The organism is Microcystis viridis FACHB-1342 (assembly GCF_014698335.1).
Taxonomy (GTDB): Bacteria; Cyanobacteriota; Cyanobacteriia; order Cyanobacteriales; family Microcystaceae; genus Microcystis; species Microcystis ichthyoblabe_A.
This window is the reverse complement of sequence record NZ_JACJSV010000014.1, coordinates 26,774-40,338: the sequence shown is the minus strand read 5'-3', so window position 1 is coordinate 40,338 and position 13,565 is coordinate 26,774. Positions and strand designations below refer to the sequence as shown.

The following is a 13,565-nucleotide window of genomic DNA, read 5'->3' as shown; positions in this document are numbered from 1 at the left end:
GGCGATCGATTTTGGGGAACGCACCATGCAGATTGATTGCAGCTGTGGGTTTAAGTGCGATGGCGAAGGCACTGCGTAGCAGTACGCTGATCTTGTCGGTTGGGTTGACGGCTGTTACCCAACACCCTCAAAACCAAGATTAAATAAGGTAGGATAGAGAGCGAAAAGATATTCTAGGTTGCCGTGAATGGAAGCGTCTATATTGAAACAAGTATTTTTGGGCATTTAACCGCCAGACCCACTGACAATCTGATCGTTGCTGCTAATATCAAGATCACCCAAGATTGGTGGAACGAACATAGTAGCTCATTTACGCTTTACGCATCAGAGATCGTTGAAGATGAGGCAGCTAAGGGAGATCCGATAATCGCCGCTCAACGGTTAAACTTGTTACAATCCCTAATGCTTCTCGAACTTACGGAAGATGCGTTTGAACTTTCGCAAGCGTTTCTGACTCAAAGCAATCTGCCACTAAAGGCATCTAATGACGCTTTACATATGGCATTAGCAACCGTCTATAACTTAGATTATTTGCTAACATGGAACTGCAAGCACATGGCAAATGCCCAAATTCAGCGTAAGCTGGCTCAGATTAGTTCTGATCTCGGATATATATTGCCAGTTATTTGCACTCCTTATGAGCTTATTGGATATAACCTAGAGGTCTAGTCATGTATAAAAATGAAATTCTCGATGAAATTCACAAGTATAGAGAAGAATACGCTCAATCGTTTCAATATGACTTAAGAGCTATTTTTAATGACTTAAAGCAGAAGCAACTGGCTCATAAAGATAGATTAGTTAGGTTGCCAATTAAGCGAGAGTCTAACAAATCACTGCACCCGACCGCCAGCTAAAGTATTCAATGAAACCGCTAAATCTATAGTGCGATGGCGAAGGCACTGCGCAGCAGTACGCTGATCCTGTCGGTTGGGTTGACAGACATTGACATCTGGTAAGTTTAGCGATGGAATTAGATATTTATAACCCTGAACGAGACAGTCACGTACATTACTGTTCATCAGAGCTTTTGTGAGGTGAAGACGCTCCTCCGTGAGCTCAGGTCTATTCTTCAAAACATTCCGAATCCACTCATCATGAATTTCATCGAAAATTTGGGTCTGAAACCCCGTCGTTCTACGACGGCTTTACTGTTAAATATGAGCATCGTTTACGAAATATATGCTAAAATGTGAGACATGGAAAAAGCCTATTCTTACCGATTTTACCCAACACCCGAACAAGAGTCGCTATTGCGGCGCACTTTGGGCTGTGTAAGATTAGTTTACAACAAAGCTCTCCACGAACGAACACAAGCTTGGTATGAAAGACAAGAAAGAGTAGGATATACTGAAACTTCTTCAATGCTAACCGACTGGAAAAAGCAAGAAGAATTAGAGTTTTTAAACGAAGTTAGCTGTGTACCTTTACAACAAGGGTTAAGACACCTACAAACAGCTTTCACTAACTTCTTTGCTGGTCGTACTAAGTATCCTAGCTTTAAGAAAAAACATCAGGGAGGAAGTGCCGAATTTACCAAATCTGCTTTTAAATTTAAAGACAAACAAATCTATTTAGCTAAATGCACAGAACCTTTACCTATTCGATGGTCAAGACAAATACCAGAAAGCTGTGACCCAAGTACAGTAACAGTCAGATTACATCCTTCTGGACGTTGGCATATCTCAATTAGATTTGATGACCCAACGATTAAGCCTTTACCAGTAACAGATAAAGCCATTGGAATTGACTTAGGAATTAGTAGCATTGTGATTACCAGCGATGGCGATAAAGTATCTAATCCCAAGCATTTTAAAAAGCATTATCGGAGGTTGCGAAAAGCGCAAAAAAATCTTTCTAGAAAACAGAAAGGGTCAAAAAATAGTGAAAAAGCAAGAATCAAAGTAGCCAGAATTCACGCCCAAATTACTGATAACAGAAAAGACCATTTACACAAGCTAACCACTCAATTAGTTCATGAAAACCAAACGATTATGGTTGAGAATTTAGCCGTCAAGAATATGGTCAAAAACCCCAAGTTATCTCAGGCAATATCTGATGTAAGCTGGGGAGAAATCACTCGACAATTAGCCTATAAATGCCTTTGGTATGGGAGAAATTACATCGAAATAGATAGATGGTTTCCTAGCTCTAAAAGGTGTAGTAATTGTGGGTATATTGCTGAGAAAATGCCGTTAAATATTCGAGAATGGGACTGTCCAGACTGTGGGACTCACTATGACCGAGATATTAACGCCAGTAAAAACATTTTGGCCGCAGGGCTTGCGGTGTCAGTCTGTAGAGCGACCATAAGACCAGAACAGAGTAAATCTGTTAAGGCAGGTGCGAAAAACCTTCGGGACCCCAAGCAGAAACCTAAATCGTGAGGTTTGGGAATCACCGTCCGTTTCACGGCGGCGAGGATGTCAATGAAAGTGTTTTACCCAATGAAGTAAAACCACCTAAAACGTTTCTGGAAACTGCTCAGTCTCTGCAATTACAGGGTGAATCTGATTGGTCAGAAAAAATGGCGTTGTCAAATTGAAAGATGCTCCGAATCAGCACCGGAACTGAAATGACTTTGATAGCAAGGATTGCATGGCATCTTTCCTATTCTGATCTGACAACGCCCACTTTCTTATATTTTAAACAGCATTTAGTATCGTATCTTGATTCAGCAGGGACGAAAATCTTTTCAGGACTCGTAGCGTCGATAAAGCCGCTGCACCTTGTCATAAAAACGCTTGCGGACTTTTTCTGGGGAGATCAACAAGCAATCTTCCCCGTAGGGGAGAATCTCGCGGAAAAACCAGAAGCTACTCGTTATCTGTCGGGTGATCTGCCGGATGGGGGGATCGTTCGAGATCAATTCGTCGGCGATATCGATAGCGGTTTTAGTCCGGTACGATCGAGCTAATCCATCGAACAGGTGAAACTCGGCCGACACACTATCAAGCTGATTGCGCCATTTGCCCCTAGGGATCGGGGTAATTAAGGAATCGTTGGGGATTCGATCGATCCTTAAACTCCAATTATGGTGTAGTTCGGAAATATCTTGATTTCCCTCGGTTTCCTCGCACCAACAATCGAGATATAAGCGATCCTCGTGACGATTGATAGCGGCATGGTAAAGATGGAATTCCCAGATTCGATCGCCGGCATCCTGATAGGATAACTGAAACGGTTGTTGTCGGAGAATGGAGCGATCGAGTTCCAGTCGCCATGGTGGGGGAGGATTATCGAGGTGGCGTTCTAGTTCTTTGCGTAAGGGGTCTGACAGTTCGCTCCGTTCTAATAGTAGTTTAGTTAGTTCTAGGGCGATGGGGATTTGTCCAGCATCGATGAGAAAATCGATCGCCTGTTGGAGCATCTGCAAGCGATCGGGCTTCCAGTCGTGATTAGGGGCGATTTTAAGTTTATTACGGGCAATTTCTTTGATTAACTTCGATATATTCGGTTTATCTCCCCAAAATAGCCCGAATTCACTGGCAAGGATTTCTAGGGCCTGTTTTTCTTTTTCACTGACCGATAAAGTGATTGATTGTCCTATCCGGCTCATAGTTTATAAATATACGGACACTTTTTCTGTTAAGGTACTTGTCCATCCCTATTATCGTGGTTATTATGGAAGATAGCAAGGAGTTACGGACAGAAATTCATGGTAAATTATCAAGTAACGCTCAGGCCAGTCTATTCCTGTCCCGCAGACGAGATCCCGGACGGGATCAAGGTTCCGCAAGGATGGCGGTTATCGTGGCATCAGGTGGAGACGTGGAAAGCACTCAACGATCCCGATATCGATGTGATTTTCAATACGGCCATGACGGGGGACGGGAAAAGTCTAGCGGCCTACCTGCGAACTTTGCAAGGATATTTCCCGATTATGGGACTCTACCCAACCAACGAACTAGCGCGGGATCAGCGGGGTCAGATCGAGGCATATATTCAACGATTTCAACCAACGGATCAACCCCGGGTCAATCTTTTAACCGGGCCCGAGTTGGAATTGTACGCCGAACGGGATGGGAAAACGAAAGCGATCGCTCTAGAGACTCGATCGAAACAGTCGGAAATTCTCTTAACTAACCCCGATATTTTCCATTATCTGCATCGGGGGGCCTATTTAACTCCCTACGATAACCCCGATCAGCTATGGAACCGGATCGATAAACATTTCGATCTCTTCCTATTCGATGAATTTCACGTTTTCGGCACGCCACAGGTCGCCAGTATTATCAATACCATGCTTCTAATCCGACGGGCCAATCGTGGGAAACGATACCTGTTTTTGTCCGCAACTCCCGACGAGGGTTTACTAAAACGATTGGATAAAGCGGGGTTTCGCTATCGATCGATCGACCCGGTAAGAGAAGGAAAATACCGGTTTCCCGATACCCCAGAAGAGGCCAATTCCCTCGCTCAACAGGGATGGCGACAAGTAACCTCGGAAATCGAGCTATCTTTTATTCCCTTACCGTCGAGTTTTCAAACTTCGGAAAATTGGTTGAAGGAAAATAAAGAGCGAATTTTAGACTATTTTAAGCGATACCCCGGCAGCAAGGGCGCGATTATTCTCAATTCGATCGCTTCGGTTAAACGTCTGCTGCCGATTTTCCGAGAATTATTGGCGACTATCGGTTTAACAGTGGGGGAAAATACGGGTCTTTCGGGAACGCGGGAGAAGTTGGCATCGTTAAATCGTGATCTGGTGATCGGAACGAGTACCATCGATGTGGGGGTGGACTTCAAGATTAATTTCCTCATTTTCGAGTCGTCGGATGCGGGAAATTTTATTCAACGTTTCGGCCGTTTAGGCCGTCACAGCGGCTACGATCGAAAGGGAACAGCGGTAAAATTTGCTAACTTCACAGCGATCGCTCTGGTTCCAAAATTTTTCCTAGAACGGTTATTCGAGAAGAAAGACGCACCGTTACAAGTCGGGGAACGGTATGACCGAATTCAGCTACAGGAGGCCATCAAGAGTAATTACCGTCATATCAATAATTTCGAGGGTTATTACCAACGTTGGGGAGCGGTACAATCATTTCAACTCTGGTGGAATTTAGGGAGTCCGAAGATCAAATCCCAATACGGGGAAAGTCGCCAGAAGTTTCAACAGGAATGCGAGGAGGTTTTCGATACCAGTTTAAAACGGGTCGCCGGTCGGGTGAAAGGATGGGCCGACGAATGGAAGGAGTTATCGGGGAAAAGCGGTAATCCGATTTTCGAGGATGCGTCTAGTTTTCGCGGGTCAAGTCCGTTACTATGCGGGTTATACGATTCGACGGAACCGGAGGAATGCGATCGCTTTAAAACCTACGATTTACCCAGTATTCTCGGTAATCTAGAGGTGGAGGTGTGGAGAAAAGGCGAGTTTAAGCGCCAGATCGAGGCCACGAAAACACCGATCGCGCGCAGACGTTTCGATTATTGTCTTGCGTTTCTGAATTTAAAGGGATATCGAGAGGAACGGTTAAACTGGCGCTTTACCTACGACGGCGATTTAGGCGAGATCGCCTCTGCGTGGAAAGTACAGGTTTTGACGGGAATCGGTGTTTGGCAACCAGATAATCCTTGGCTCGATCGAATTAGTCGGGAGTTACGGGATCTGGCTCTGGTTAGCTTCGTTTTTGCCTATCCCGTCGCTGCAGTTCGCCAACGCTTACAACTGCCGATGCACTTCGGTATTTATCCGATTAGTGACGAGAGTAGTCTTCATTCTCCCGTGTCACCCTATTCTATAGCGATCGGTCAATCGGCTTTGTTGTTGGATACTCTCGCTCATCGGTTCAAAGGTAAAGGGGGTGAGGTGTGGATCTGTTGATGCCGTTTGAGGCTACCAAGAGATGAGGGAGTCAAAGTGTACGGACACTTTTTCTGGGATTTAGTTGCTCTTTGCTTCCTCCGCGTTTGATAATAGACATAGACAGACGCTAGGGACATCGATCGATATATCCATCGGATTCTTGCCAATTTTTTGATGGGAGCTAAATATGAATAGGCTAGTAGAAAAAATTACGGCTATTGTCGAAAAACTACCGAATTTAAAACTATTAATTCTCTTCGGTTCTAGAGCGCGTGGAGAGCATAAACCTGATAGCGATTGGGATTTCGCTGTTTTATACGAGGAAAGAAGTGATCAAAAGGATATTTCGAGTCTATTGAAAATTTATACACTACTCGAACAAGCTTTAGAGATTCCCGAGGACAAAATTGATGTGATTGATTTAAAAGAATGTTCGCCGATCCTTGCTCATTATGTCGCGCGGGATGGTCAACTTCTATACGAACGGGAAACGGGACTATTCGAGGGATTTAAAGAAAAATTTCTCATGAATCCTGAAGAATCGAAAGCGTTATACCGTCAATTACGGAATAATCTAGAGATTTCTCTACGAGAAAAAGGAGTGTAAATGCTATTCAACCTCTGATTGCGATAGACGAATTAAACCTCATGAATCAATACCTCGCCGAACTTAGCGAGTACGGTTCGATCACTTTAATTGAGAGAAAAAATTGATCCTGATATCATTCATTCCTCGATCGCTAATATTTTACGAGATTATCCCCGCTACCAACGCTCGATCGTTCAATATCTAGATTCTTTGGAGGCAGAAAATGGTTAGAAATACGAAAGAATTGAAAATTATCAATACAGTCAATAGAATAACTACGACTGTGGAAAAACTACCGAATTTAAAACTATTAATTCTCTTCGGTTCTAGAGCGCGCAGAGAGCATAAACCTGATAGCGATTGGGATTTGGCAATTTCATACGATGAAGCAAACAGACAAACACATATTAAGGAAATCAGTAATGATTACTTAACTTCTCTCTCTATCTTGAGTGAATTGTTTGAGATAAACCGTGATTTGATCGATCTAATTGAACTCGATCGCTGTTCTCCATTAATGAAGTATCAAGTCGCACGAGATGGAAAACTTATCTATGAAAAAAATACGGGAGACTTTTTAAAATTTCGTGTACGCGCTTGGAAAGAGTACGCCGATACCGCTAAATTCCGAAAGATTCAAAAAGACAGTATCGATCTTTGGCTCAAACAATGGGGAGTTTAAACGATGGAAAGGGAGATAGTCACCGTTAGAATTCGTTTGATGATCAAATATCTTAATCGATTACGGGGGGGCGAAATCATCAGGAATGCGAAATCGTTTAGTGCATCAATACGAGGCGATCGATAATGAACTTGTTTTTAAGGCGATTCCGATCGCTTTATCTCAATTTCCGCTTTATCTCAAACAAATTACCGACTATTTAGACTCTCTAGAGGTGAAAGATGCCTAAAAAACAAAAAAAATTAGAGGAAACGGGACAGTTAAATCTATTCGATAACACTACAGAAATTGACGATGAAGATCTGGATTTTGAGTTCGAGGATATTGATTTAGAATCTCTTTCTGGCGAAGATTTAGGAATTAGCGAATCGGTAAGCGATCGCCGAGTCGAAACTGTTCGCCAACTGCTAACCCTAAAACTCCTACGGGAGGCGATTCGAGCCGAAAACCCCGACGATCGAGTTATGGCAGATTTTGCCGAAATGGTATTACCCAATTTACTCCGATTAGCGATCGGATCAACAGCTAAAGGAGGAAATTTTATTGAGGCAGTTGATCGCGGTCGTGAATTGAGAAACAAACCTAAAGCTAAACGGGATAACGCTGGTGATCAATCTCTAAATACTCATTTACTTAATGGGTTATTTCCTGCCAATCTCATCGAGAAACGCTTACAAAAGCTTAATACTACGGTGCGGCGGATAATTAAAGAGTTCGAAAGAAGATTGGCCATAGCAGGATTTCTTGTTCATGATTTCGAGAAATTCTCTTACGATCGCTTCCCGTCCATGTCAGAGAGATATATACAAATTCAGCGAGATTTCATTCAAGATCCGTTTAAAAATCAAGACCCTCGTAAATTATCTAGGGAAGAACATCGGGAGATTCTACAGGTACTAATTCCCGAATTGGGATTAGATCGTTTCTTATTTCCAGATAATCCCGAACGATGGTTAGAATATCTCGATGATCTACTATATATTGCCAAAAACACCCAACGCCGTAATGACACCGACCTTAACACTTCTGAGGATGGGTTAAATGTTCGTTTAAACGATCGCGTTATAGAGAGTCTATGCGATCTTGCCTGTCTAGCCGATCGCCTCGCATCCATTATTAAACACCCCCACGATGCGGAAAAAGCCTCGTTACAAGATCTTTTATACAGCCTCAGCTATGGGGAACTAAAATTCACTTACCACAGCATCGCCGAAAACCGCGGGGTACTGACGAACGTACTTAATAACGCGGTGATGGAAGCACATCAAGAACTAGACTATCAGCCTTTACTTTACTTGCCTACGGGAGTTGTCTATATCGCCCCCAAAAACGCGCCAGAAGTGTCCCTAGAAACCTTACCGAATCGAGTGGTGGACACGATTAAATCCCTCTGTAGCGGTGAATTACAGCGTAAACAAACGGGATTCGGCAGAGATGGCAAGGGGATGAAATACGCAGATTACTACAGCCAATTTTTCGACGATGCTGGGTTAATGCGCGCTGCCCTCAACGCCACCCTTCGCATCCTCGGTGATAATAAAGCGTCCGTGGCCCGAAGTCGCGGCGAAAACCTGATTAAATTTCAACAACAGGGCGTTTTACCGACGGATTACGATTTTCATTGTGAAGATGATATCCGCATCGATCGCCTAGCGGAATTCGGGGACGTGGTGACGCGGAAAATCTGGGGCGATCGCCTAGAAAAAATCGAACAGGCGCGAAAATTGCAGAAAAACTTACCCGCACCGCCGGATTTAGATTTAATTAGCGAGATCGCACATTATTGGAATCTAGAAAATTATCTGCCACAAATTCGAGCGATCAAGCGTATTAATGAATCGTTAAAAGAACTCAAACTGAAAGGCAATACGGGAGGGGTTCCCTACGAATGGTATTATCTAGCGGCGCGATACCTGAAACAGCATCCCGGAATCGAGGATATTAGACCGGTTGCAGAAGATTTAATCGCTTTTCTCGCCGCAAAAATCGCCGCCATAGTTGCGGGATATAACTTACCCGATGGTTGGGAGGATTTGCGAGAGTGGGTTAATCAAGTGGTGCAGTTACCCGGTCGGGAATTGGCCCACTCGATCAAAACCTTCCAGAAAGAATTAAACCACTACAACGCCGCTAAAAAACAAGGTCGCGGCCGTCAACTTCTCTGTTCGATCTCCCATTCTCCCTATAGTGTCAGCGAACAGATGGAATCGGCGGTTCTTTTTACTCCCCAAGTCTATACTAATAAACAAATGCTGGCAGGCTCGAACGCCAAACGAAACATTTCCAGTATCGCGGGAACGGAAATGATGTTGCGTCAGATTCTTATGAATCAAACCCAAGCGGTAGGAAAACGTTTCGAGGACGGCAAATATCGCTATCTGTACTTTTACCCGACCTATTATTTTACTCCCGAAACCAATAGTTTTTTACAAAAAGCCTACGCTAACATAGCTCAAACTCGTTTTGATAGCTCGATAAAGTTGCACTTTGTCGATAAGAATCTAGTCGCTAACTTCGATCGAACCCGTTATCAGAGTGTCGATAGTTTCCTGATCGATGAAAAATTAAGGCAGAAAAAGGAAACAATTAACGAGGAGGAAGATGGCAAAAAAGACCGCACTTTTAAACTATCCTATCCCGAAGATAAACCCCTAACCTTTTATTTTATGGCCCTACCTCCGGGCCGCGATCCCACCGATACGGAATCCTGGGTTATGCCGGCATGGTTAGGATTAGCTTTCCCGATGATTTTAGATGTCAAAACGGTGGTTTCTGAGTCTCCTATTCCTCCCTATCGCGACGGTGCGGAATTTGAAGAGACGGTATTTCTCGACAGTGCGCCCCAAGCGATCCGGTCTTTAACTCGACGCGATCGATTCCGTCTCGATCGAGTCTTGAACCCATGGCAAGATAATGACGGAAAAAAATATCCTGCCCCTCTAAATACCCTAACCGCAGCCTATTCTATTCATTTGGACGTGAACTCGAAGCAGGGTAAGACGGGTTATGATCCCAATTGGGGCAAATTAACGGAACTCGCTATCAATTTAGAAACCAGTCCTCTCTATGTTTTTCATTACCTTAAACAGTGGAAACGGGGCAAAGATGCCGATATACCGAGCGCTAATCGAATCGCTCTGTATCTCTACGATTTTTATCCTTGTTTCGATCCCTATGTACAAGCCAACCGAACCAATTTAACTATCGATATGACAGCAGAATCGCCCTTAAATCACCCGAAAAACTTAACCGAATTGTATCGTCAATTCTATCGAGCTAATAAACGATATAATCCGAAAGCGAACGCAGTTTTAAAACCGATCGATGTGGCCGCCGATACGATTCTCAAAGGAGGAATGTATCAGGGAGAAGCCCTAGTTTCTGTAGTAGCGGCGGAAGTGGCCAGCTTAATGAATCGGGTTCATGCTTCTACAGCAGAAGGTCGCTGGATTCTATCCGATCGAGAACAGGAAAGACAGAAAATATTGTCTTTTGCTCGTTATTTTGTGATCGATGTGTTCGAGGGTTCTTTTAAGGGCGATCGAGCGCGTCTAGCCGGCAGACAATTAAACCTTATTCGCGATACCTGCGAATTTCTTTACCGTCTCGAACAGGACAGAGAAAATCAAGAGTTAAAAGTCCAGGGTCAAACTGTGGATGAAGATTCTGAAAACAATAATTAATTCAAGGAGTACCTACCATGTCTTTACTGAAAACCCTCAATTCTAAATTCTTTCATAGCGAGATTCCCTACAAACCGATGGGAAAATACGTTCACTTTTTGACGATTCGAGTCACAGAATCTTATCCTTTATTTCAAACAGATGGAGAGCTAAATAAAGCTCGTGTTCGTGCGGGAATTGATAGCAAAAAAACGATTAGTCGTTTATCGATGTTTAAACGAAAACAGTCAACTCCAGAACGTTTAGTCGGACGAGAATTACTCCGTAAATACAACATTGTAACTGCCGAAGAATGTGAGTACAATGTAAAATTTGCCATGAATAACGCCGACTGTATTATTTATGGTTTTGCCATCGGTGATTCGGGTTCAGAAAAATCGAAAGTAGTAGTAGATACGGCTTTTTCGATCACACCCTTTGATGAATCCCATGAAAGTTTTACTTTAAACGCTCCCTACGAGAACGGTACCATGGCATCAAAGGGAGAAAATAACACAAAAGTAGGAGAAGTGACTAGCAGGATTAGCCAGCAGGATCACATCCGTCCGCAGGTGTTTTTCCCTAGTATTGTCACTTTAAAAGATCCGACAGAAGCGAGTTTTCTCTATGTTTTTAATAATATCCTGCGTACCCGTCACTACGGCGCACAAACCACCCGGACGGGACGGGTAAGAAATGAGCTTATCGGTGTTATTTTTGCTGATGGGGAAATTGTTAGTAATTTGCGCTGGACACAGGCAATATATGATCGCCTTCCCGATGAGGTATTACAATCGATCGATCCCTTAGATGAGGATTTAGTTATGGAAAAAGCCACCGAAGCAATACAAGCATTAATGGCGGAAGAATTTATCGTTCATACCGATTTTATCGGGGAAAATTTTCAACCTTTATTAACTGAGGTGAAAACTCTCACGGGTACGGAAGCAGGAATTTTATCGGTTCTAGATCAAGCAAATAAGGAGTCAAAAAAATACTTTAAACAATATATCGAGAAAAAGAAAGCCGAGAAAAAATAGCTAATTTCGTCGGGTGGGTGTCGCCCACCCTATCATTATGGTACATATTTATTCCTGTCAATTAGAACTGCACGATAGTCTTTATTACGCAACCCGTGAAATCGGCAGACTCTACGAAAGCGAACCCGTAATTCATAATTACGCGCTCTGTTATGCTTTGGGATTGGTAAATAGCGATAGTTATCGTTACTTCTGTTCCGAACAGATTCCACAGTACCAAGAACATTTAAATCCTCTTAACGAAGAGAAAATTTATGTCACTCCCGCACGGGCGATCGCTCATACGGCGGTTCTCAATACTTGGAAATATGCCAATAATAACTATCATGTGGAGATGGAAAAAACCCAGAAAAATATTCCCAGTTTTGGCAGGGCAAAAGAAATCGCTCCCGAAAGTGTTTTTGAATGTTTTATTATTTCCCATCACCCCCTACAACTTCCTAAATGGATTCGTTTGGGAAAATGGATGAGTAAAGCGGAAGTAAAACTGACAGAACTTTCCCTATCAAAACAAAAAGAGGATTTATTTATTTATCCCTATCCTTTAAATCCTCTCGATGTTATGTTTACCCATCAGGTGATTGGCTACGATGTGATTAATATGCCTCCCGTTAGTTTGATTCGTAATGTGAGAATGCGCGGGGAATATTACCAAATAAGCGATCGCCCCGATCTCAAAATTCCCGCTCGATTGTCCTATCGCTTCGGTTGAAAATTGACCATGACTCTTATCTCTTCTAAACCCCTCACTTTACCGGAATTTTTCTCACTAACCGCTCCCGAGGGCGATATTACCGTCGCATCGCACACCTTACTCCTATTCGTACTGTTGACGAGATTTAAATAAAATTTGTTTGATCCGGTTGCGTAATGGCTCTGGTGTAAGTACAATACAGCGATCTCCGTAGGGTAAAATCTCCCGAATTAACCAAAAAGGACTAGAGACTTTACGGGTTATAATCCTTTTTCCGTTTACCTCTCGGTCGTCGATATCCCTTGTGTTCCTTTCATAGGCCTTCACGAGGTCTTTTTCTAATTGTAATTGTACTTCTATAAAATCGAGACTGTCTCGCCATGGTTCTTCGATCGGGATCAGGCTTTGAATACGGGAGAATTTAAGACAGCGATTGTGAACAAGTTCGGGAAAGTCTCGCTGATCTTCTTCTGACAGATCGACCGTTTCTTCACACCAGATCTCTAGATAGAATTCTTTTTCCCGAAACATGATCTCGGCAGAGCGAACGGTAAATTCTAGGGTCTGTCCCTGAGAATTTTTGTACATTACCCGAAAAGCTTGCCGGTCATGGATATAGCGCTCCACCGTGAGCCGCCAATCGCGATCGTACTGACTCACCTGTTCGGAAATCTCCCGACGCTCTTGAGGGGAGAGATTTCCTCTCTCTAAAAGAAAATTAGAAAGAGTCTGGGCCGGTTCGATGTTACCCGATCGCACCAGACGGTCGATCGCTTCCTTGATCGCTTCGACCCGCTTTGCCGAGAGGGTAAAAGGTTCACCGATCTCCAGTTCTCCTTCGGCGATGGCGGCGATTAGACCTGACGGACTAGGACTTTTCCCCCAAAAGATGTCAAAGCGTCGGGCGATCGCCTCTAGCTTCTCCTTCGTGCCGGGAGGAATTGACAGTGTAATTGTTTCTTTTTTGCGATTCACCTGAAAAATGTACTTGTAACTTTAGAATATTTGTGCTACGATGCCTATATTGTAATGATAAATGAGGACAAAGGACTATGAGCAAAGGACAGTTGAGAAGGATAAGGAAGTGATCGG

The 13,565-nt window shown here is 43.4% G+C and carries 13 protein-coding genes; 11 read left to right on the top strand and 2 right to left on the bottom strand.

What is annotated here, in order from left to right:
* Positions 1-183: 183 nt before the first annotated feature.
* The 3 genes from H6G40_RS07020 to H6G40_RS07010 all read left to right on the top strand — a co-directional run bounded on the left by H6G40_RS07020 (position 184) and on the right by H6G40_RS07010 (position 2,387).
* The gene (locus tag H6G40_RS07020) at positions 184-669 is read left to right on the top strand and encodes a type II toxin-antitoxin system VapC family toxin (protein WP_002797897.1); all 486 of its coding nucleotides are present in this window, start codon (positions 184-186) and stop codon (positions 667-669) included.
* 2 nt (positions 670-671) lie between these two features.
* Complete coding sequence (locus tag H6G40_RS07015) at positions 672-857, top strand: hypothetical protein (protein ID WP_069474937.1); 186 nt, start codon at positions 672-674, stop codon at positions 855-857.
* A gap of 342 nt (positions 858-1,199) precedes the next feature.
* Positions 1,200-2,387, top strand: coding sequence for an RNA-guided endonuclease InsQ/TnpB family protein (locus tag H6G40_RS07010; RefSeq protein WP_190537459.1), 1,188 nt, complete (start codon positions 1,200-1,202; stop codon positions 2,385-2,387).
* A 308-nt stretch (positions 2,388-2,695) separates the two neighbouring features.
* Here the strand turns inward: H6G40_RS07010 and H6G40_RS07005 are convergent, their stop codons facing one another.
* On the bottom strand, positions 2,696-3,559 hold the full coding sequence (locus H6G40_RS07005; RefSeq protein ID WP_069474935.1) for a WYL domain-containing protein: 864 nt from the start codon (positions 3,557-3,559) through the stop codon (positions 2,696-2,698).
* A 99-nt stretch (positions 3,560-3,658) separates the two neighbouring features.
* On the opposite strand from H6G40_RS07005, the gene cas3 reads away from it, so the two are divergent.
* The 8 genes from cas3 to cas5d all read left to right on the top strand — a co-directional run bounded on the left by cas3 (position 3,659) and on the right by cas5d (position 12,491).
* The gene (cas3, locus tag H6G40_RS07000; RefSeq protein ID WP_190537458.1) at positions 3,659-5,824 is read left to right on the top strand and encodes a type I-D CRISPR-associated helicase Cas3'; all 2,166 of its coding nucleotides are present in this window, start codon (positions 3,659-3,661) and stop codon (positions 5,822-5,824) included.
* 169 nt (positions 5,825-5,993) lie between these two features.
* Complete coding sequence (mntA, locus tag H6G40_RS06995) at positions 5,994-6,413, top strand: type VII toxin-antitoxin system MntA family adenylyltransferase antitoxin (RefSeq protein ID WP_072924215.1); 420 nt, start codon at positions 5,994-5,996, stop codon at positions 6,411-6,413.
* A 90-nt stretch (positions 6,414-6,503) separates the two neighbouring features.
* The gene (locus tag H6G40_RS23645; protein WP_259679038.1) at positions 6,504-6,626 is read left to right on the top strand and encodes a hypothetical protein; all 123 of its coding nucleotides are present in this window, start codon (positions 6,504-6,506) and stop codon (positions 6,624-6,626) included.
* The gene (gene mntA, locus H6G40_RS06990) at positions 6,619-7,077 is read left to right on the top strand and encodes a type VII toxin-antitoxin system MntA family adenylyltransferase antitoxin (RefSeq protein WP_123230550.1); all 459 of its coding nucleotides are present in this window, start codon (positions 6,619-6,621) and stop codon (positions 7,075-7,077) included. Before H6G40_RS23645 ends, mntA (H6G40_RS06990) begins: the two co-directional genes overlap by 8 nt.
* 85 nt (positions 7,078-7,162) lie before the next feature.
* On the top strand, positions 7,163-7,306 hold the full coding sequence (locus H6G40_RS06985) for a HepT-like ribonuclease domain-containing protein (protein ID WP_002797931.1): 144 nt from the start codon (positions 7,163-7,165) through the stop codon (positions 7,304-7,306).
* The gene (gene cas10d, locus H6G40_RS06980) at positions 7,299-10,760 is read left to right on the top strand and encodes a type I-D CRISPR-associated protein Cas10d/Csc3 (RefSeq protein ID WP_190537456.1); all 3,462 of its coding nucleotides are present in this window, start codon (positions 7,299-7,301) and stop codon (positions 10,758-10,760) included. Before H6G40_RS06985 ends, cas10d begins: the two co-directional genes overlap by 8 nt.
* Before the next feature lie 17 nt (positions 10,761-10,777).
* A complete protein-coding gene (gene cas7d, locus H6G40_RS06975) occupies positions 10,778-11,779 on the top strand; it encodes a type I-D CRISPR-associated protein Cas7/Csc2 (RefSeq protein ID WP_069474929.1) in 1,002 nt (333 codons plus the stop codon).
* 37 nt (positions 11,780-11,816) lie between these two features.
* Entirely contained in the window at positions 11,817-12,491 is a 675-nt protein-coding gene (gene cas5d / locus H6G40_RS06970; RefSeq protein WP_052277822.1) for a type I-D CRISPR-associated protein Cas5/Csc1, read from the top strand.
* A 105-nt stretch (positions 12,492-12,596) separates the two neighbouring features.
* Here the strand turns inward: cas5d and H6G40_RS06965 are convergent, their stop codons facing one another.
* Positions 12,597-13,448 carry a helix-turn-helix transcriptional regulator gene (locus tag H6G40_RS06965; RefSeq protein ID WP_069474928.1) on the bottom strand — a complete coding sequence of 284 codons (852 nt, stop codon included), beginning with the start codon at positions 13,446-13,448 and terminating at the stop codon, positions 12,597-12,599.
* Between the last annotated feature and the right edge of the window lie 117 nt (positions 13,449-13,565).

Bases quoted from the DNA above. Each gene is read 5' to 3' on its own strand.
- H6G40_RS07015 (WP_069474937.1), top strand. From the start codon at position 672: ATGTATAAAAATGAAATTCTCGATGAAATTCACAAGTATAGAGAAGAA.
- H6G40_RS07010 (WP_190537459.1), top strand. From the start codon at position 1,200: ATGGAAAAAGCCTATTCTTACCGATTTTACCCAACACCCGAACAAGAG.
- H6G40_RS07005 (WP_069474935.1), bottom strand. From the start codon at position 3,559: ATGAGCCGGATAGGACAATCAATCACTTTATCGGTCAGTGAAAAAGAA.
- cas3 (WP_190537458.1), top strand. From the start codon at position 3,659: ATGGTAAATTATCAAGTAACGCTCAGGCCAGTCTATTCCTGTCCCGCA.
- mntA (WP_072924215.1), top strand. From the start codon at position 5,994: ATGAATAGGCTAGTAGAAAAAATTACGGCTATTGTCGAAAAACTACCG.
- mntA (WP_123230550.1), top strand. From the start codon at position 6,619: ATGGTTAGAAATACGAAAGAATTGAAAATTATCAATACAGTCAATAGA.
- H6G40_RS06985 (WP_002797931.1), top strand. From the start codon at position 7,163: ATGCGAAATCGTTTAGTGCATCAATACGAGGCGATCGATAATGAACTT.
- cas10d (WP_190537456.1), top strand. From the start codon at position 7,299: ATGCCTAAAAAACAAAAAAAATTAGAGGAAACGGGACAGTTAAATCTA.
- cas7d (WP_069474929.1), top strand. From the start codon at position 10,778: ATGTCTTTACTGAAAACCCTCAATTCTAAATTCTTTCATAGCGAGATT.
- cas5d (WP_052277822.1), top strand. From the start codon at position 11,817: ATGGTACATATTTATTCCTGTCAATTAGAACTGCACGATAGTCTTTAT.